Origin of the sequence: Nonomuraea sp. MG754425 (assembly GCF_021699195.1) — a bacterium.
Classification (GTDB): domain Bacteria; phylum Actinomycetota; class Actinomycetes; order Streptosporangiales; family Streptosporangiaceae; genus Nonomuraea.
In genome coordinates this window covers 1-300 of record NZ_SSXE01000575.1, presented here as the reverse complement: position 1 = coordinate 300, position 300 = coordinate 1, and the positions used below count along the sequence as shown (strand labels likewise).

Genomic DNA, 300 nt, shown 5'->3' with positions numbered 1-300 from the left:
CCGCGCACCAACATGGCCACCCCGGTCTTCGACGGGGCCCACGAGGAGGAGATCGTCGGCCTGCTCGGCAACACGGTCGCCAACCGCGACGGCGACCGGCTCGTCCAGGGCAGCGGCAAGGCCCGGCTGTTCGACGGACGCTCCGGCGAGCCGTTCCCGTACCCGATCGCGGTCGGCTACATGTACATCCTCAAGCTGCACCACCTGGTCGACGACAAGATCCACGCCCGGTCGACCGGCCCGTACTCCATGATCACCCAGCAGCCGCTCGGCGGTAAGGCCCAGTTCGGCGGCCAGCGC

Annotated in this window: 1 protein-coding gene; it reads left to right on the top strand. The window is 70.0% G+C overall.

All coding sequences use genetic code 11. The features are described from left to right. On the top strand, window positions 1–300 hold a 300-nt coding region (locus FAF44_RS54030; protein WP_237111234.1), incomplete at both ends, for a hypothetical protein.